The following is an 18,039-nucleotide window of genomic DNA, read 5'->3' on the forward strand; positions in this document are numbered from 1 at the left end:
TTATTTTTTCAAAGCCATCCAGGCATAACCAACAATCATTGAAAAAACAGAACTTACCAGCACAGCCAACTTGGCAATATCCTGTGTAGCTGTTTCAGAAAAAGCCAGCATTGAAATAAAAATACTCATGGTAAATCCAATACCTGCTAAAATACCTGCCCCAATCATCTGATGCCAATTGGTTAGATTGGGTAATTGGGCCCATTTCCTTTTAACCATCCAATAAGAGGCAAGGCAAATCCCCAATGGTTTTCCTAAGAACAAACCGGCAATTATTCCGGCTGAAAAAGAATTGTTAAGCGCTCCAATTCCTGACTCTGGAAAAACAATGGCCGTATTGGCCAGGGCAAACAAAGGCATGATAATAAAATATACCGGCGTATGAAATTTAATTTCCAATTCAGGCAGCTTGCCTACAGGGATGGTAAAGGCAAATAATACACCTGCAACAGTTGCATGTATGCCAGAATTAAACATGGTGTACCATAAAGCAATACCCAGTGCCCAGTTGTACCAACCCAGTTTTACTTTATTTTTTTGAAGTGATAATAAGACCAGCATAATAAGCCCACTCAACAACAGGTAAAAAAGTTTTAATTGACTGCCATAAAAGAGGGCAATTACCACAATAGCTCCCAGATCGTCAATAATGGCCAGTGCTGTAATAAATACTTTTAAAGCAACCGGCACCCGGTTTCCCAATAGGGAAGCGATACCCAGGGTAAAAGCAATATCAGTTGCCATTGGAATGGCCCATCCGCTTGTATACTCGGTTCCTCTGGAGAACTGAGTATAAATGATTGCCGGAATAATCATTCCCCCAATGGCAGCTGCAACCGGTAAAATAGATTGTTTAATCGAGGCTAGCTCACCGATTACCAGTTCGCGCTTGATTTCCATCCCTGCCAAAAAGAAAAATGCAGCCATCAACAAATCGTTAATAACTACAATGATTGAATTGGGTAAATGAAAAAATCCCCATTCAAAAGCATGTTGCTGAGAACCATCAATGCTCAGTTGAAAGAATCGGGTGTAAACTTCTGAAATACCGGGTATATTGGAAAGAACCAATGAAAGAAGGGTAGCCAGCAATAAACTGATACCAATAGAACGGCTATCGTGTATGAATACCTTTAAGGGTTCAATGATAATTTTCCGGACTATTTTTCTCGCAGCCATATAATTTATTTAAAAATAAGCAGATCAAACTTTGATTTCGGTCTTATATTTTCAAGCCATTTAAATCCCCTGATTTTCAAGTCTTCATGATTGGTGTTACGCATAGGATAGGTAGTTCCTTCCAGGTTTCGCAAAAAAACTACCTTCTGGGGTTTACTATCTTCAAAAAATACATCAATAATATCTGCAGTTGATTTGTTTACCCCAATGAAATTCTTTTCTTCATCCAGCGCGTAATAAACATTTTCCGCATTTCCCTTTGCCCGCATATCATGAATTTTCCCATCCAGAAAATTGGCATTGATAGTAGTGCCTTTCAATTGATTATAATAATCAGCGCTGTCTACTTTATTAATAGCCATACTATTCTCAAATACATACAAACGTTCCGGTTTCTTGTTTTTTATAAAAAGATAAATGGTGTCTCCGGTTATCTGATTCTCCTGTGCCCATACAATCGGCTTCTTGAACAAACGGAATACGCTGTCTTTCAATGAATAAAAAAGACTATCCCCCGTTGCCTGAAGGGAGTCTGAAAATATTTTTACATTGTAGTAGGCCTCAAAGAATTTATCAGCACTGTCTTCTTCGTCTTTGGGAATAAGCTTGGTCTGTTTTGAAATGGAATCTAACCCGGAAGCATCCCGAATCTGAGGAACAACACGTTTCTTGGTAAGATCGGAAAGCCTGGCTGAATAAAGGGTATCGGCAGCAATATAAATGGTATCTGCCCCTTGCTTAATTAGCAACAAGGGTTTTTGCGTAGCTACCATTGAATTGGTTTTTTTATTGGTACGGATATTATTGGCAATCATGTCAAATCCCTGAGCAGTATCCTTGCTTTTATACACTGCGTTACCTCTGAATTCTCCCAAACCGGTTGAATCATCAAATGCCATATCATCTGCTGTGAATATGGCGCTACTATCCTCAATAACAGATCTTTTGTAAAGTTCAGCCTTCTTATTCTTCATATCATAAAACCCTTCCCGGGTTTTAATAGTACGCTTGTCTTTGTTATTATACACAACTGTGGGAGCCGTAAATGTGGCAATTTCTGTGCTGGTATTGTACTGTAGGGTATCCGAATTAATTTTATTATCCGGATCAACCATCACCACTTTCTTTTTAAAAATCACATCCTTGGTATCCCCGTAATAATATCCTTCGGTACTGGTTAGTGTGGATTTCTTGTTCACCAGTTTTCCGCCTTTTAAGTAAGTGCCAATTTTTACAGTAGCATCATATTCAAGTTCATCGGTGGTTAGCGTTCCTTCTCCATCCGTTAATCTTACCTTTTTTTGCAAATAGGCTTTTTTCTCCTTGCCCAGGTATTTTAAATACTGCGCATAGGTATGAATACTGTCTGCATCGTTAATATGAACGTTTCCAAATGCCTCCAATATATTCAGTTGCCTGTTCAACACAGCACTATCTGCATAAAAAAGCACTTTGTCCTGCTTTACAATAACATTTCCAACCAGAGACACAAACTCATTGATTGAATCTAATTTCTGGTAGTTGTATTTCAGGGCTGATAGAATATCAATTTTTTTCCCTCAGGAGCAAGTGAGTCGGAGGGTAGTCTTTGTGCCAATAAATTGCTGTACAAACAAGTAATGCTTGCCAGAAGGATTAGCCAGCCTTTCATTTACTGATTATCTTTAATAGTATCTGCCAATGGTTTCATTAAAGGCCCGGTTTTGTCCTTTTTGCCAAATACCGAAATATTCACATAGCGTTTAGGGTGCAACCTTAAATCATCCACCAGGATGTTTGCACTTTTAATGGTATTATTAAGGTTGTTATACAAGGTGGGATCATTCAATAATTTGCCCATGCTGCCCTTATCAGAATTAATCTTATCAACAACAGTATTCAGATTGGCCACTGCTGTCTTTAATTGATTTATTGAACCTGCCAGATCTGCTTTGGCTAAATTATCAGATGCTTTGGCTACATTCCCCAATGTCTGTGTAATTTTTTCATTATTATCAGACAGGTTTTTAGTGAATTTATTCACGTTATTCATGCTTTGGGCAATACTGCCAGTCTGTTGATTCAGCATTTGTTGTAAGGAAGCAGAGGATGCAACCAGGCTTTCAGTTGTCTTATTAACATTGGCAATAACAGACTGCAGATTATTTTTAGTTTCAGGATCAAAAAATGGTGTTGATATTCTTCAAAACCTCATCCAGCGACTGTATAGTTTTTTCTAATTGAGCTGTAACAGGGGTTACTTTATCCATTATACCACTTAACATGCCTTTAGTTTCTGCCGTTTGCAAAGTATCTCCTTCCTGCAAATAGGTTTTCTGATCTCCTAACTGAATATCAATACTTGGGGTGCCAAGAGGATTTTCGCGAATTACCGCTACAGAATTCACAGGGATATTATAATGATCGGTTAATTTAATGGAAACAATAATGGAAGCAATATTGGGGTCAGCATTCTCAATATCAGCTACCGCGCCTACCTGAAAACCTTTCACGTATACAGGGTTGGAAATTTTTATTCCCTTGGTTTCTGAATAGACTGCATATAAATAATTGCCGGTTTTCAGCAAGGTTTTACCTTTCAGAAAATTAAAACTCAGTATTAGCAGAGTGATGGCAACCGCCGTAAGCGCTCCAACCTTGGTTTCATTCGATACAGTCATTGAAAAGAATAATTTATGGCTGGTACAAATTTAAGGTACTTCAGCCGTTAATCGAATATTACCTGTTACCTGTTGAAGTCGTAAGTTGCTTCTCAAGGGAAAACTTATAGCGTTTCACTGCTTTTATAATGACTTCACAAATTTCTTTCTGCCCTTCTTCACTGTTTAAATAGTCTTCTTCTTCAGGATTGGATATAAAACCAGTTTCAACTAATACGGCAGGCATATTCACCGCATGCAAAACAAATATACCCTCGTTTCGCTGTTTGGCTTCGCGGCTGATACGCCCCACTTTTTTAAACTCATCTTCAATGGTAAGCGCCAGGTCTGCACTGCGTTGAAAATAAGTTTGCGTTTTCATGCTCAAAAGCATCATTTTGGCAGGATCGTTTTGTTCAAAGAGTTTTCTTTCCTGTTCAGTTGCGCTATCCATGGCAAAATCATCTCCCTGACTCAATGCCTTCATTCTGCCGCTGGTCTTGTTAACATTGTAAATAAAAGTTTCGGTTCCTTTGGCAGGATTAGGAGTGTACCAGGTTCTGTAATCCTTAACCTGTTTAGTGTATTTCTTTTTCTTTTTTCCCTTCCCTTTATATGCCGTAACGGTTTTATAACCAACAAATTCCGTTTGTTTAATAGGTCTGGCACTGTTAACGTGAATACATAAAAACAAATCTCCCTTTGCCTGATTGGCAATTTCAGCTTTCCTAACCACATCGTCATATACATCGGTGGTTCTTGTCATTATGATATCAACATCGGGAATTTCCTGGCGCATCATTTTCTCCAGTTTCAAAGAAATGGCAAGACATAAATCTTTTTCTGTTGAGTATCTACCCTTTGCGCCAACATCGGTTCCTCCGTGCCCTGCGTCAATTACAATTCTTCTAAGGGGTTGTTTTTGCTGAGTTCCTGGCTTTTTATCTGTAAACGAAGCGAACAGAATAAAAGAAAAAGTTAAGCAGAACCAAGCAGCAATATATCTCTTAATCATATCATTTTCATTAAGGAATCAGACTTAAAATTCTATTTACACAGTTTTAGACCTTAATTTTGTCAACAGCACCATGAACAGAATTAGTAAAATTAACGTAAAATCAAGGCTGGCTATTGTTCTGTTCCTTTTTTTAGGGATATTCCTTCATTTACCCTCTGAAATGGTTGCACAGTCTACTTTAAAGGGAAGTGCTCAAACCCTTAAGGATACTGCATCTAAGAAGAATTTAACAGACAGCATTAAGATTAAAACTGATACGTTAAAAATTTCCAAAGATTCTATTGATGCCCCCATTAAATACAATGCAGAAGACTCAGGAGTACTGGTGATTTCTACACGGGAATTCTTTTTATACGGAAAGGCAAAAGTGGACTATTCTGACCTGAAATTAGACGCGGCAACCATCAAATACGACCAGCGGAGCCAGATGGTACAGGCTTATGGCTCAAAGGATTCTACAGGAAGTCCGGCCAGTAAACCTCAATTTATTCAGGGAGAAATGAAATCGATTAGTGATACCATTTTTTATAACATGAAATCCGGTAAAGGATTAACGAAAAATACTTTTTTTCAGGAGGGGGAGATTTATGTGAATGCAATCGATTTAAAAAAAATAAGTACTACTGAAGTATACGCCAAAAGAGCCCGTTTTACTACCTGTAATCTGGATGTGCCACACTACAATTTCAGAACCAGTAAAATGAAGATCATCAATAATAAAATGGGGATAGCGGGTCCTTCCTTTCCTGAATTTGAAGGGGTCCCAATGCCAATTGGAATACCATTTGGAATATTTCCTTTGAATAAGGGCAGGCATGGGGGATTATTACCGCCGGCATTTACCGGAAGTCCTGATTTTGGATTAGGGCTTGAAGGGCTTGGATATTATTTTGTATTAAGCGAAAAAATGGATGTTACCTTAAGATCTAATTTATATTCATTTGGGGGCTGGAACTTAAATATTAATTCGAAGTACATAAAGCGTTATGCATATACCGGTAATTTGAATATTACCATTCAGAATACCAAAACATTAAACAGAAGTACATTAAGTAAAGATGAATTCAATACCACCCGTTCATTCATGATTAACTGGTCTCATAGCAGAGACTCCAGGGCCAGACCGGGAACTACTTTTTCGGCAAACGTGAATTTTGGTAGCAGCCGCTTTAACAGAACCATACTCAACAACCCTTTTGTGAACTTCCAAAACCAGTTAAGTTCTTCTATCAGCTATAGCAAAGACTGGAAAGGAAAATACAATCTGTCGGTAAACCTGAATCATAACCAGAACAATAATCTGCGTCTGGTGAATATGAACTTACCAACAGTCAATTTTAACGTGGTTACTTTTTATCCCTTCCAGAAAAAAGATCTGGTAGGAGCAGGGAAGTGGTATGAGAAAATAGGTATTGGCTACAGCGGAAACTTTCAAAACCAGATCTCTTTTTATGATACTGCATTCAGTTTGAGAAGAATACTGGATACTTTACAATACGGAGCACAACATAGCATTCCTATAACACTTTCATTACCTTCACTGGGTCCTATTACCATTGCACCCAGTGTTTCCTATTCGGAAAGATGGTATGGACAGCGCAACTTCAGATCCTGGAACAATACAACCAATAAAGTAGATACCGTTATTCAAAGGGGATTTTATGCAGCAAGACAAATGAGTTTTGGATTGTCAGCCAATACCCGGATTTTCGGTACCTATAAATTTAAGCCCAGCAGCAATATTATTGCCATCAGACACGAAATCAGGCCCACTTTATCTATTAATTACCAGCCTGATATGAACGCTAAATATTATTATAATTTAAAGGTGGATACCAGTAACAGAACTGTAAGAGTATCACAATTCGATGGTGGGATACTGGGAGCTTTTGGTGAAGGCTCATTTGGTGGTATTGGTTTTGGTATTGACAACCTGCTCGAAATGAAAACCAAAAACAAACAGGACAGTTCCGATAAAGCAGGTAAAAAGATAAAACTGATTGACGGATTTGGATTTAATTCAAGTTATAATTTGCTGGCAGACAGTTTTCAGTTGGGCAATTTTAATTTCTATGCCAGAAGTACCTTGTTCGAAAAAGTAAATATTACCGCCAGTGCCAATCTGGATCCTTACGACATAGATAACAGAGGATTCAGACAGAAGCGGATTTTATGGGATCCGTCTAAATTTAAATTCGGAAGAATTACCAGTGGTAATATTGCCATTTCCACCTCATTCAGAAGTAAGTCTAAAGATGGGAAAGACGAGAAAAAAGATATACCTGTTGATCCGTTCATGACACCGGATGAACAACAACGTCAATTACAATTTGCCCGGGCTAATCCTGCTGAATTTACAGACTTTAATATTCCATGGAATATATCCATTGCCTACTCGTTTAACTTTACCAGGGTTCTGAAACCGGATTACAGTGGCTTTATTACGCAAACATTTTCAACGTTTAATTTCAACGGAGACTTTAGCCTGACAGACAAATGGAAAGTAGGGGCCACCGGATACTACGATATTACCCGGGGAAATCTTCAGCAACTAAGCACTTTTATTTCCCGGGAAATGCATTGCTGGCAATTGTCTATTAACGTAACTCCAATTGGACTTTTCCGATCCTTTAATATTACAGTTAGTCCTAAATCCGGCATTCTAAGAGATTTAAGAATCAACAGAAGCAGAACTTTCTCCAGTTTATAACCTAGTGTATCCTGTTACAATATTTGTTATGGATGCCTGGTTATTGATGCTTAAGGTAATAATCTGCCATGGTAGTAAAAGTCTCTTCTTTTAAAGAATCAGCTGAGCGATTTCCTACTTCAATGGGTTGCAGAAAATGAATGGAAAGATGATGAGGCATTAAATAAAAAAACGATTAGCAGGCAATGCTTTTTTGGTATTGAATATTACAGCGGGAATAATAGGATAGCCTGAATCTGCTGCCAGCTTAAAAGCTCCGTCGTAAAATCGCTTTAGGGGTTCCTTCGTTCTGTTACGGGTACCTTCCGGATAAATACACATATGAAAACCTTTCTGTAGAGCGGCTCTCATAAGTTCATAGCTTTTTCTTCTGCTTGCATCGCTTTTGCGATCTACTATAACAGAGCCTCTTTCATAGTACCATCCGAATATGGGTATTTTGGTAAATTCTTTTTTGGCAATGGTTTGATTGGCACCAGGTATAAATGGTGAAGACAAGGGAATATCCAGAAGGGAATTATGGTTGCAGGTTACTATATAGGGCTGTCCTTTCTTAAAATGATGCTTACCTCTCACAGTAACCGGACATCCAATTAAAAACAACCAGGTATTCATCCAAAGTTTGGCCAGCTTTATAAAATAACCCATGCCTTTAGGATCAGGGATCAATGCCGTAAGCAAAGAGGGTATAATAATGATCAGGAAGGTAGTTATAAAAGTGGTCAGTCCCCATAAAGCCCAGATTCTTCCAAATATTGATTTAACTATTTTCATGATACTATTTTATGGTAATTGCCAGTCGATGGGATCCAGTCCCTGTTGCACCAGCAATTCATTGGTCTTACTAAAATGTTTACATCCAAAAAAACCTTTGTCTGCACTAAACGGAGAGGGGTGAGCTGCTTTCAGTACATAGTTTTTGGTTTCGTCTATCAAAGCCTGTTTTTCCTGAGCAAATTTTCCCCAGAGTAAGAAAACAACCCCTTGCTTTTCTGAAGAAATTTTCCGGATTACAGCATCGGTAAAATCCATCCAGCCAATTTTTGCATGACTGGCCGGTTCATTTGCCCTAACTGTTAATACTGCATTCAATAGCAAGACCCCTTGCTTTGCCCAGGAACTCAGATTTCCGGTAGTGGGCATGGGCATTCCAATATCCTGCTTCAGTTCTTTATAGATATTTACCAAAGAGGGCGGTGGTTTTACTCCATCCGGCACAGAAAAAACTCAATCCATGTGCCTGACCTGGCCCATGATAAGGATCCTGCCCTAATATCACTACTTTAAGAGATTGAAAGGGAGTGCTGTTAAATGCGTTAAAAATCAGGGGGCCGGGAGGATAAATTACAGCTTTAGTAGCTTTTTCGGTTCGTAAATGAAGCGCTAATTTCTGAAAGAACGGTTTTTCAAACTCTTTGGAGAGCAATTCTTTCCAGCCTTCTTCCATTTGAACATTCATAGGGCAATTTAATAAAAAAGCCCCACAGAAACCGAGGGGCTTTTGTGATTCGGATTGGATTCGAACCAATGACCTACTGCTTAGAAGGCAGTTGCTCTATCCAGCTGAGCTACCGAACCAGTTTTGGAGGTGCAAAATAAAGGATTTTTTTTACTAAATCAAACTGCATTTCAAATTGGGCAGATAAATTCTAAATCAGTTTACTTTGCACCAAACGATTGCCTTCATGAGCTACAATTATCTTCCATTAGACAACAAACCACTGAATTTCCAGCAAATAAAAGATTTATTAGACTTTAATCAGCAGGTTTCTATCACTTTTGATGCTCATGAAAGAATTCTGGCCTGCAGAAACTTTGTAGACGATAAAATGAAAGATTCCGAAGCAAAGTATTATGGGGTCAACACCGGTTTTGGATACCTCCAGAATGTTCAGATTAGTAATAATGAAATTGAACAGCTACAATACAACCTGATTGTATCTCATTCCTGCGGGCTGGGAGAAGAAGTACCGGAACCCATTGTAAAACTGATGATGATGCTCAAAATTAAACAATTGAGCTACGGCTATAGCGGGGTGCATATCAATACGGTAATTCGTTTGATGGACATGTACAACCAAGAGATATATCCGGTAATATATACCCAGGGTTCATTAGGGGCTTCAGGAGACCTGGCACCCTTAAGCCATATGAGTCTGCCTTTACTGGGATTGGGTGAAGTGAATTTTAAAGGGAAGAGAATGCCAACAGCGGAAGCCCTTACGACCATAAACTGGGATCCGATTCACCTGCAAAGCAAAGAAGGTCTGGCATTGATTAACGGCACCCAGTTTATGAACGCTTATGGATTGTTTTGTTTAAAAAAAGCAGAGCATTTACTAAAAATGGCCGACCTGATTGCGGCATTGTCTATAGATGCATTTGATTGTGTAACTGAACCCTTTCACAAAGCAATTCATTCAATCAGAAGTCACCAGGGGCAAGTGGATACTGCCGGAAATATCAGAAATTATCTGAACGGTAGTTCAATTGCCGCTCAGCCGAAATCGCAGGTTCAGGATCCTTATTCTTTCCGATGCATTCCACAGGTGCATGGGGCAAGTAAAGATGCATTTAAACATATTCTTTCTGTATTTATGCAGGAGGTAAATTCAGTAACGGATAATCCGAATGTTTTTCCAGAACTCGATCTTATTTTAAGTGGGGGTAATTTTCACGGACAGCCACTTGCCATCAATCTGGATTATTTGTGTATTGCCATGAGTGAGATTGCCAGTATATCGGAAAGAAGAACTTATCAACTAATATCCGGTCAGCGCAACCTTCCACTGTTTTTAGTTAAAAACGCCGGATTGAATTCTGGGTTTATGATACCCCAATACACTGCAGCAGGTATTGTAAGTGAAAACAAGCAACTTTGTACTCCAGCATCTGTGGATAGTATTTCCAGTTCTAATAACCAGGAAGACCATGTTAGCATGGGGGCCAATGCTGCAACCAAATGCTTCCGTTTACTGCAGAATGTTGAAAAAGTGCTGGGCATTGAGTTAATGACTGCCGCACAGGCACTGGATTTCAGAAGGCCGGCTACCAGTTCACCCTTACTTGAATCTATGGTGAAAGAATTCAGGGAAATAGTGGCTTTTAATGATGCAGACAGAATTTTGCATACAGACATGGTAAATTCAATTAATTTTATTGCCCGTTATGAAACCGGGAAACTTTAATTATGAAAAAATTCATACTTGCATTTATTGTTTTTGCCTCTGTGCAAATAGCCAATGGACAAAATGTTCCGCAAAAATTATCTGAAAAAGTAACCGTAATATTCCCTGCAAAGCCAGCGGAAAGATCTGCCAATGGGGCTACCATTTATTTTGCTACTGATAAAGACAGTACAAAATCTTACGGAGCACTGGTTTTTGATTTAACAGCCATGGGTTTAATGGGCGATCCAATTGAAATGATGGGAGAAGGTTTCTGGGAACAATTAAAAGCCGGCATGAGCAGTCAAATGGCCGGAGCAAATATCAATAAAGATATGATCACCAAATTCAAAGACAAGAACAGTCTATACATTGAAATTGACGGAGCCAACTCTGCAGATGAAAACTTAAAGGGGAAAAAAGCATTTGGATATATTTTCTTTATCGGGCCGGTTTTACATCAGGTATTATATTATTCAACCAATAAAGATGCCAAGGCAGAAGATGCAAAAAGCTTTTTTGACAGTGTAGAAATAGGAAAATAATTAAGAAAAAACAAGGAATGAGCAGCGAAGAGAAAAGTTTAAATTTTATTGAAGAAATTATAGAAGCTGATTTAGCCAGCGGGAAACATAAATCCATTACCACCCGTTTTCCTCCTGAGCCAAACGGATACCTGCATATCGGTCACGCCAAGAGTATTGTTTTGAATTTTGGTCTTGCACTAAAGTACGGAGGTGCTACCAATTTACGATTCGACGATACCAATCCGGTTACAGAGGATACCGAATATGTGGAAAGTATTAAGAATGATGTAAAGTGGTTAGGATTTAACTGGGCTCAGGAATTGTATGCTTCCGATTATTTTGATCAGCTCTATGAAATGGCATTGCAGCTGATTGATAAAGGACTTGCTTATGTAGACGATAGTACTAGCGAAGAGATTGCCGCTCAAAAAGGTACGCCAACAACACCCGGAACAAGAAATAAATATGCTGAAAGAACGCCTGCAGAAAACAAGGCATTGTTTGAAGCTATGAAAGCCGGGGAATTTTCAGATGGCGCAAAAGTGCTGAGAGCCAAAATTGATATGGAATCTCCCAATATGTTATTGAGAGACCCCATTATTTATAGAATTAAACACGCAAAGCACCATAGAACCGGAGATAAATGGTGCATTTACCCCATGTACGATTTTGCACACGGGCAGAGTGACTCCATAGAAAAAATCACACACTCCATTTGTACGCTTGAATTTGTTCCTCACCGTCCTTTGTATGACTGGTGTATTGAAAACCTGAATACATTTCCTTCTAAACAATATGAATTTGCCCGCTTAAATATGACGTATACCGTTATGAGTAAGCGAAAACTATTGCAACTGGTGAATGAGAAAATGGTAAAAGGTTGGGATGATCCCCGCATGAGTACCATCAGTGGCATGCGCAGAAGAGGCTATCCGGCTGCTGCTATCCGTGAATTCTGTGACAGAATAGGAGTTGCCAAAAGAGACAATCTGATTGATGTGGGTTTGCTGGAGTTTTGTGTGAGGGAAGAATTAAACAAGACGGCTCAGAGAAGAATGGTCGTGTTTGATCCCCTTAAAGTAATCATTACCAATTATACGCAGGAGTATGAAGAATTGACAAGTGAAAACAATCCGGAAGATTCCAACGGTGGAGTCAGAAATGTTCCATTCAGCAGAGAGATTTGGATAGAACGGGAAGATTTCATGGAAATTCCACCAAAGAAATATTTCCGATTGGCTCCCGGACAAATGGTTCGGTTAAAGAGTGCCTATATCATTAAATGCGACGAAGTCATCAAAGATGAGCAAGGTAATATTACAGCCTTACATTGTTCTTATATACCAGAAAGCAAAAGTGGTTCCGACACTTCAGGCATTCATGTAAAAGGCACTTTGCATTGGGTAAGTGCTGCGCATGCTATTCAGGCGGAAGTAAGATTATACGACCGACTGTTTAAAGTGGAAGACGTGGCCAATGCGGAAGGTGATTTCAAAGACCATATTAATCCGGATTCCCTGCAAATTATTTCTGGTGCATATGCAGAGCCTGCCTTAGCAGATGATTCTTCCGGACTGGCGTTTCAGTTCTTAAGAAAGGGTTATTTTGTACAGGATACTGACAGCAGTACGTCCAAACTGGTCTTTAACAGAACAGTTACATTAAAAGATGCCTGGGCAAAGGAAGTAAAGAAAGGATAGGGATTATCAATAGTATTTCAATGGGTTTCGCTTAGCGGCAAAAACATAGTTTTTGATGTTTTTCCAGAAGGCAAGAATCATGTATAAAATAATAGGAGAACCCATCGTGAGAAAGGATATATAAATAAACCACATCCTGATTCTGGTGGATGCAATGCCCAGTTTTTCTCCGATAGAAGCGCAAACGCCAAAGGCCTGCAATTCCAGGAATTCTCTGATTTTATCCATTGTGACCCAATTTTTTACCATAATTGAAATTACGTACAAATTTATCAATTCCTTTTAAATTTATTCGCAATCCTTTGACAGCCTACAGCTGAAATGATGTAATTTTGCGAGGCTTAGAAAAAGATTTCAACTCATAAAAAACCTCACTTTATGGCTTTTGACATAGACATGATCAAAAAAGTTTACGCAGAAATGCCTGCCAAAGTAGATAATGCAAGAAAAACCTTAGGCAGACCGCTTACTTTGTCCGAAAAAATTCTTTTTGCCCATTTACACGCAGACCAGCAACTGAGTAATTTTGAAAGAGGCAAAAGTTATGTAGATTTTGCTCCTGATCGTGTAGCTATGCAGGATGCAACCGCTCAGATGGCTTTATTACAGTTCATGCAGGCCGGACGTCCTAAAGCGGCTGTTCCCTCTACTGTGCATTGTGACCACTTAATCACAGCCAGAAACGAAGCCAAAAAAGACTTAGAAGTTGCCAACGCAGAAAGCAAGGAAGTGTACGATTTCCTGGCATCTGTCTCTAACAAATACGGTATTGGCTTCTGGAAACCAGGAGCAGGTATTATTCATCAGGTTGTATTGGAAAACTATGCATTCCCAGGTGGTATGATGATTGGAACCGACTCTCATACGGTAAATGCCGGTGGATTGGGTATGGTTGCTGTAGGTGTGGGTGGTGCTGACGCCTGTGACGTGATGGCAGGTTTACCATGGGAGCTAAAATGGCCTAAGCTTATCGGTATTAAACTAACCGGTAAACTAAGCGGTTGGACAGCCCCTAAAGATGTTATTTTAAAAGTAGCTGGTATCTTAACTGTAAAAGGTGGTACCGGAGCAATTGTTGAATATTTTGGTGAAGGCGCTGCAGCCATGAGCTGCACCGGTAAGGGTACCATTTGTAATATGGGTGCTGAAATTGGCGCAACCACTTCTACATTTGGATACGATGAAAGCATGAGCCGATACCTGAAAGCTACAGGAAGGGAAGAAGTGGCGAATATGGCGGATGGCGTTAAAGCATATCTGAACGCAGATCCTGAAGTTTACGCAGAACCAGAGAAGTATTTTGATCAGGTTATTGAAATTAACTTAAGCGAATTAGAACCCCATTTAAACGGGCCTTTCACACCGGATTTGGCTACACCTATTTCCAAGATGAAAGAAATGGCTGCAGCCAATGGCTGGCCAACTAAGGTTGAAGTAGGGTTAATTGGTAGCTGTACCAATAGTTCTTACGAAGACATTAGCAGAGCGGTAAGTCTTGCAAAGCAGGTTGCTGAAAAAGGGTTAACCCCAAAAGCACAATATACCATTACTCCGGGTAGTGAGCAGGTACGTTATACCATTGAACGAGATGGCTTCCTGGAAGTTTTTGATAAAATTGGTGCTACGGTGTTTGCCAATGCCTGCGGCCCTTGTATTGGTATGTGGGACAGAATGGGAGCAGAGAAGCAGGAGCGCAATACCATTGTACACAGCTTCAACAGAAACTTTGCCAAGCGTGCAGATGGTAATCCAAACACGCTGGCTTTCGTGGCAAGCCCAGAACTGGTAACTGCATTGGCCATTGCAGGTGACTTAACTTTCAACCCAATCACCGATACTTTAACCAACGATAAGGGAGAGCAGGTTAAATTGGATGAACCCACTGGTATGGAATTACCGGCAAAAGGTTTTGCAGTAGAAGATGCCGGATATCAGGCTCCTGCAGAAGACGGCAGCAAGGTAAATGTACAGGTAGACCCTGCCAGCAAGCGTTTACAATTGCTTGATCCATTTGCAGCATGGGAAGGAACGGATCTGAAGGGATTAAAACTGTTGATTAAGGCCAAAGGTAAATGTACTACCGACCATATTTCTATGGCGGGCCCCTGGTTAAAATTCCGTGGACACTTAGACAATATTTCCAATAATATGTTGATTGGTGCTGTGAACTTCTTTAATGAAAAAACAGACAATGTAAAGAATCAATTGACCGGTGAATATGGTCCTGTTCCTGCTACACAAAGAGCTTACAAAGCAGCCGGAATTGGTTCTATAGTGGTAGGTGATGAAAATTATGGAGAAGGTAGTTCCAGAGAACATGCTGCGATGGAGCCTCGCCATTTAGGTGTTCGTGCCATCTTAGTTAAATCCTTTGCCCGTATTCACGAAACCAACCTGAAGAAGCAAGGTATGCTGGCTTTAACCTTCAATGATAAAGCTGATTACGATAAAATTCAGGAAGATGATACCATCAGCATTGAGGGTCTTACAGAATTTGCTCCAGGTAAGTCTTTAACTGTTGTGTTGCAACACAAAGACGGATCCGTTGATTCAATTGTTGTAAATCATACTTACAATGCACAGCAAATTGAATGGTTCAAAGCAGGCGGTGCGTTGAATATTATTCGCAAACAAGTAGCCGGCAACTAATTCCGGAAAAATACACGAGTCCCACTGAGTTTTCAGTGGGACTTTTTTATTCACTAAATATTTTGTTTTCTGACCCGCTCATTAATTATACTATACCTGATTATTTTTGGTTCATATATACTCTGGACTAGACAGCCTGATTATTTTGATGGTGAAAAATATCCAGCCACCATTCGTTTGGTTCAGGATTCCACTAGTGGAAAAAGCATCCCCAGGGCATTTTATTCCATCGGTATTCATGAGTATAATATTGATGTACAATATCCACTGATAACCTATCTGCCGGGGCAAAAAGTTACTGTTGTTTTTGAAACAGCGCATCCGTCAAAAGCAAAAGTGTACCGATTTTGGGGATACTGGATACTTTGGGAAGAATTAATTGGATCAGTAGTTGCGCTTATTGCCTTATTTCAGGTGGCAGTTTCCATAACCAATAATCCCAGTGCAGGATCATTAAAAGAACAACTGGCCTATGAACCGGAGAAAAAAACCAAATACGATTAGTGCAAATAAATATCTTAGTTAATTAATCCAAAGTATGAAAAAAGGAATTTATTATTTAACAGCATTATTAGCCATTATTGGATTGGCCTGTAATACACACCCTTATAAATCCACCAATAAAGTATATAAAAAACAGGTTAAAAACTACCTGGGAAAAATGGGAGCAATTCCACCCATTTCCCTTTTATCTGATACCATACCTCCATCACCGTATTGGGTTGGCACCACCAATTTTGGCATCCGAAAACCTAGTTATGTTATCATACATCATACAGCTCAGCATTCCACGGAACAAACACTCAAGACATTCACCCTTCCCAGAACGGCGGTAAGTGCTCATTATGTTATAGGTAGTGATGGTAAAGTATTTCAAATGTTAAACGATTATTTCAGGGGTCAGCACGCAGGTGTGAGCAGATGGGGTAACCAATTAGACATGAACTCTGCTTCCATAGGAATTGAATTGGATAATAACGGATTTGAGTATTTTGAAGAAGCGCAGATTAATAGTTTATTGGTTGTACTGGGCAGACTGAAAAAAGATTATGCCATTCCAACCGCCAATTTTATAGGGCATGGCGACATTGCACCTACCCGCAAAAATGATCCCAACTGGAGATTCCCCTGGAAATTGCTGGCTGAAAAAGGTTTTGGATACTGGTATGATGAGAAAAGAGATTCGGTGCCTGTTAATTTTGATTATATAACTGGCCTGAGAATTGTAGGATATGATATTAAGGATACCAGTGCAGCTATAGTGGCTTTTAAAAGACATTTTTTACAAGATACCACCAAGGGCATGACCCCACTGGGCAGAGAGATTTTATTCAACCTTCATAAAAAATATTTTTAACATGTAAATCATCATAAGCTATGCGGCGGTTATTGATATTGCTGGGTTTGAGTTTATTGTTTTTTACAAAAGGGGTAAATGCGCAACTATTACCTAATATTGAAATTATCAGGGCACTGGAAGAGAGTGACCAATATATTGCTTCCGGGGAATCTCAAAAAGCATTAATTGCCTTACATAAAGGATTACAAAAAAAAAACACAACGGATAGCGATACCTTATTATCGCATCTCTACAATAATATTGCTATCGTTTTAGCCCGCTACAATAATTTCCCTGCTTCCATGTCTTGTTTTCATAAAGCCGGAGAAATTGAAGCCACTTATAATTATAAAAAACGGGGAAAAAGGTTTATTTCTCAATTCAGTTACCAGGTAAACTACGCCAGGGCAGAAGCAGAGAGTATTATTAATGACGATATACTGGAATTAATGATACAAGCACATATTAATCAGCAAACCCTGAAACCTTCAGAAGAAATAGAATCAGAACCTGTTGACCCATTTAGTATTGTAGATGCATTTTTAGACAATAAAGTTGCCAACCATTATGCTCTTTTGGTATTGATTAAACAACCCATTGCCGGACAAAAGAAAACCAATACCGGCTTAGGAGAAGTGGGGCATTCCTTTATCAGTTTAATCAAATACAATGAAGATCTATCGGCTGTAAATAAAACTTTTGGGTTTTATCCTGAATCCGGACTATTGATTCCGGTAAACCCAATTGCCCCCAAAGCAAAATCAGTTATAAAAGATGATTCCTTTCATGACTGGGATCAGCTACTGGGAAAAATGGTAAGCAAAACCCAGTTTGAACAATTGCTGGAATATTTGGATCATAATATTTCTAACCAATACCACCTTAGTAATTATAACTGTTCGGATTTTGCTTTAACCCTTGCCCGTATTGCAGCAATTGAAATTCAGGATACCGAGGGGCCCTGGCCTCTGGGAAGAGGAGATAACCCGGCTTATATGGGACAAAGTGTGCTGGGTGGCAAATACCTTAATCTTGAAACAAAGAATAAAGAAGGCCTTTTTTCTTGTAGCAATAACTTGTTTACCAAAAAAAGCAAGAAGTAAAATTTTTC

Annotated in this window: 17 protein-coding genes and 1 tRNA gene; 8 read left to right on the top strand and 10 right to left on the bottom strand. The window is 39.3% G+C overall.

Annotated features, from left to right (window positions below; all coding sequences use genetic code 11):
* From nhaA to P767_RS15760, 5 genes are all read right to left on the bottom strand, one after another.
* Positions 1 to 1,179, bottom strand: coding sequence for a Na+/H+ antiporter NhaA (gene nhaA, locus P767_RS0104025; protein ID WP_037351609.1), 1,179 nt, complete (start codon positions 1,177 to 1,179; stop codon positions 1 to 3).
* A gap of 5 nt (positions 1,180 to 1,184) precedes the next feature.
* Positions 1,185 to 2,729 carry an OstA-like protein gene (locus tag P767_RS0104030; RefSeq protein ID WP_084799811.1) on the bottom strand — a complete coding sequence of 515 codons (1,545 nt, stop codon included), beginning with the start codon at positions 2,727 to 2,729 and terminating at the stop codon, positions 1,185 to 1,187.
* Between the two features lie 101 nt (positions 2,730 to 2,830).
* A complete protein-coding gene (locus tag P767_RS18110) occupies positions 2,831 to 3,211 on the bottom strand; it encodes a hypothetical protein (RefSeq protein WP_216593201.1) in 381 nt (126 codons plus the stop codon).
* Positions 3,212 to 3,338: 127 nt separating this feature from the next.
* The gene (locus P767_RS18115; protein WP_051417090.1) at positions 3,339 to 3,839 is read right to left on the bottom strand and encodes an MlaD family protein; all 501 of its coding nucleotides are present in this window, start codon (positions 3,837 to 3,839) and stop codon (positions 3,339 to 3,341) included.
* Positions 3,840 to 3,897: 58 nt separating this feature from the next.
* The gene (locus tag P767_RS15760; RefSeq protein ID WP_051417092.1) at positions 3,898 to 4,833 is read right to left on the bottom strand and encodes an N-acetylmuramoyl-L-alanine amidase family protein; all 936 of its coding nucleotides are present in this window, start codon (positions 4,831 to 4,833) and stop codon (positions 3,898 to 3,900) included.
* Positions 4,834 to 4,906: 73 nt separating this feature from the next.
* Here P767_RS15760 and P767_RS0104045 point away from each other — a divergent pair, with 73 nt between their 5' ends.
* Positions 4,907 to 7,546 carry a putative LPS assembly protein LptD gene (locus P767_RS0104045; protein ID WP_026763500.1) on the top strand — a complete coding sequence of 880 codons (2,640 nt, stop codon included), beginning with the start codon at positions 4,907 to 4,909 and terminating at the stop codon, positions 7,544 to 7,546.
* 159 nt (positions 7,547 to 7,705) lie between these two features.
* Here P767_RS0104045 and P767_RS17485 read toward each other — a convergent pair whose 3' ends face one another.
* The 4 genes from P767_RS17485 to P767_RS0104060 form a co-directional block, all read right to left on the bottom strand.
* Positions 7,706 to 8,320 (bottom strand): lysophospholipid acyltransferase family protein, encoded by a 615-nt coding sequence (locus tag P767_RS17485; protein WP_245586827.1) that lies wholly within the window; start codon positions 8,318 to 8,320, stop codon positions 7,706 to 7,708.
* A 9-nt stretch (positions 8,321 to 8,329) separates the two neighbouring features.
* Positions 8,330 to 8,734 (bottom strand): uracil-DNA glycosylase, encoded by a 405-nt coding sequence (locus P767_RS19205; RefSeq protein WP_316929601.1) that lies wholly within the window; start codon positions 8,732 to 8,734, stop codon positions 8,330 to 8,332.
* The gene (locus P767_RS19210; RefSeq protein ID WP_316929602.1) at positions 8,718 to 9,005 is read right to left on the bottom strand and encodes a uracil-DNA glycosylase; all 288 of its coding nucleotides are present in this window, start codon (positions 9,003 to 9,005) and stop codon (positions 8,718 to 8,720) included. Before P767_RS19210 ends, P767_RS19205 begins: the two co-directional genes overlap by 17 nt.
* 45 nt (positions 9,006 to 9,050) lie before the next feature.
* Positions 9,051 to 9,124, bottom strand: a tRNA-Arg gene (locus tag P767_RS0104060).
* Positions 9,125 to 9,231: 107 nt separating this feature from the next.
* Between P767_RS0104060 and hutH the strand changes: the two genes are divergently transcribed.
* From hutH to P767_RS0104075, 3 genes are read left to right on the top strand one after another with little or no spacing between them, the layout of a single operon-like run.
* Positions 9,232 to 10,734, top strand: coding sequence for a histidine ammonia-lyase (gene hutH / locus P767_RS0104065; RefSeq protein WP_037351610.1), 1,503 nt, complete (start codon positions 9,232 to 9,234; stop codon positions 10,732 to 10,734).
* A 2-nt stretch (positions 10,735 to 10,736) separates the two neighbouring features.
* Entirely contained in the window at positions 10,737 to 11,258 is a 522-nt protein-coding gene (locus tag P767_RS0104070) for a hypothetical protein (RefSeq protein ID WP_026763502.1), read from the top strand.
* Between the two features lie 17 nt (positions 11,259 to 11,275).
* The gene (locus P767_RS0104075; protein ID WP_037351611.1) at positions 11,276 to 12,940 is read left to right on the top strand and encodes a glutamine--tRNA ligase/YqeY domain fusion protein; all 1,665 of its coding nucleotides are present in this window, start codon (positions 11,276 to 11,278) and stop codon (positions 12,938 to 12,940) included.
* Between the two features lie 6 nt (positions 12,941 to 12,946).
* Here the strand turns inward: P767_RS0104075 and P767_RS0104080 are convergent, their stop codons facing one another.
* Complete coding sequence (locus P767_RS0104080) at positions 12,947 to 13,168, bottom strand: PspC domain-containing protein (protein WP_026763504.1); 222 nt, start codon at positions 13,166 to 13,168, stop codon at positions 12,947 to 12,949.
* A 150-nt stretch (positions 13,169 to 13,318) separates the two neighbouring features.
* Here P767_RS0104080 and P767_RS0104085 point away from each other — a divergent pair, with 150 nt between their 5' ends.
* The 4 genes from P767_RS0104085 (at position 13,319) to P767_RS0104100 (ending at position 18,031) form a co-directional block, all read left to right on the top strand.
* Complete coding sequence (locus P767_RS0104085) at positions 13,319 to 15,589, top strand: aconitate hydratase (protein WP_026763505.1); 2,271 nt, start codon at positions 13,319 to 13,321, stop codon at positions 15,587 to 15,589.
* 177 nt (positions 15,590 to 15,766) lie between these two features.
* Complete coding sequence (locus tag P767_RS0104090; protein WP_026763506.1) at positions 15,767 to 16,093, top strand: hypothetical protein; 327 nt, start codon at positions 15,767 to 15,769, stop codon at positions 16,091 to 16,093.
* Positions 16,094 to 16,127: 34 nt separating this feature from the next.
* Positions 16,128 to 16,946 (top strand): N-acetylmuramoyl-L-alanine amidase, encoded by an 819-nt coding sequence (locus P767_RS0104095; RefSeq protein WP_026763507.1) that lies wholly within the window; start codon positions 16,128 to 16,130, stop codon positions 16,944 to 16,946.
* A 20-nt stretch (positions 16,947 to 16,966) separates the two neighbouring features.
* Positions 16,967 to 18,031, top strand: a complete 1,065-nt coding sequence (locus tag P767_RS0104100) for a hypothetical protein (protein ID WP_026763508.1) — start codon at positions 16,967 to 16,969, stop codon at positions 18,029 to 18,031.
* Positions 18,032 to 18,039 lie beyond the last annotated feature (8 nt).

The organism is Sediminibacterium salmoneum NBRC 103935 (assembly GCF_000511175.1).
GTDB classification, from domain to species: Bacteria; Bacteroidota; Bacteroidia; order Chitinophagales; family Chitinophagaceae; genus Sediminibacterium; species Sediminibacterium salmoneum.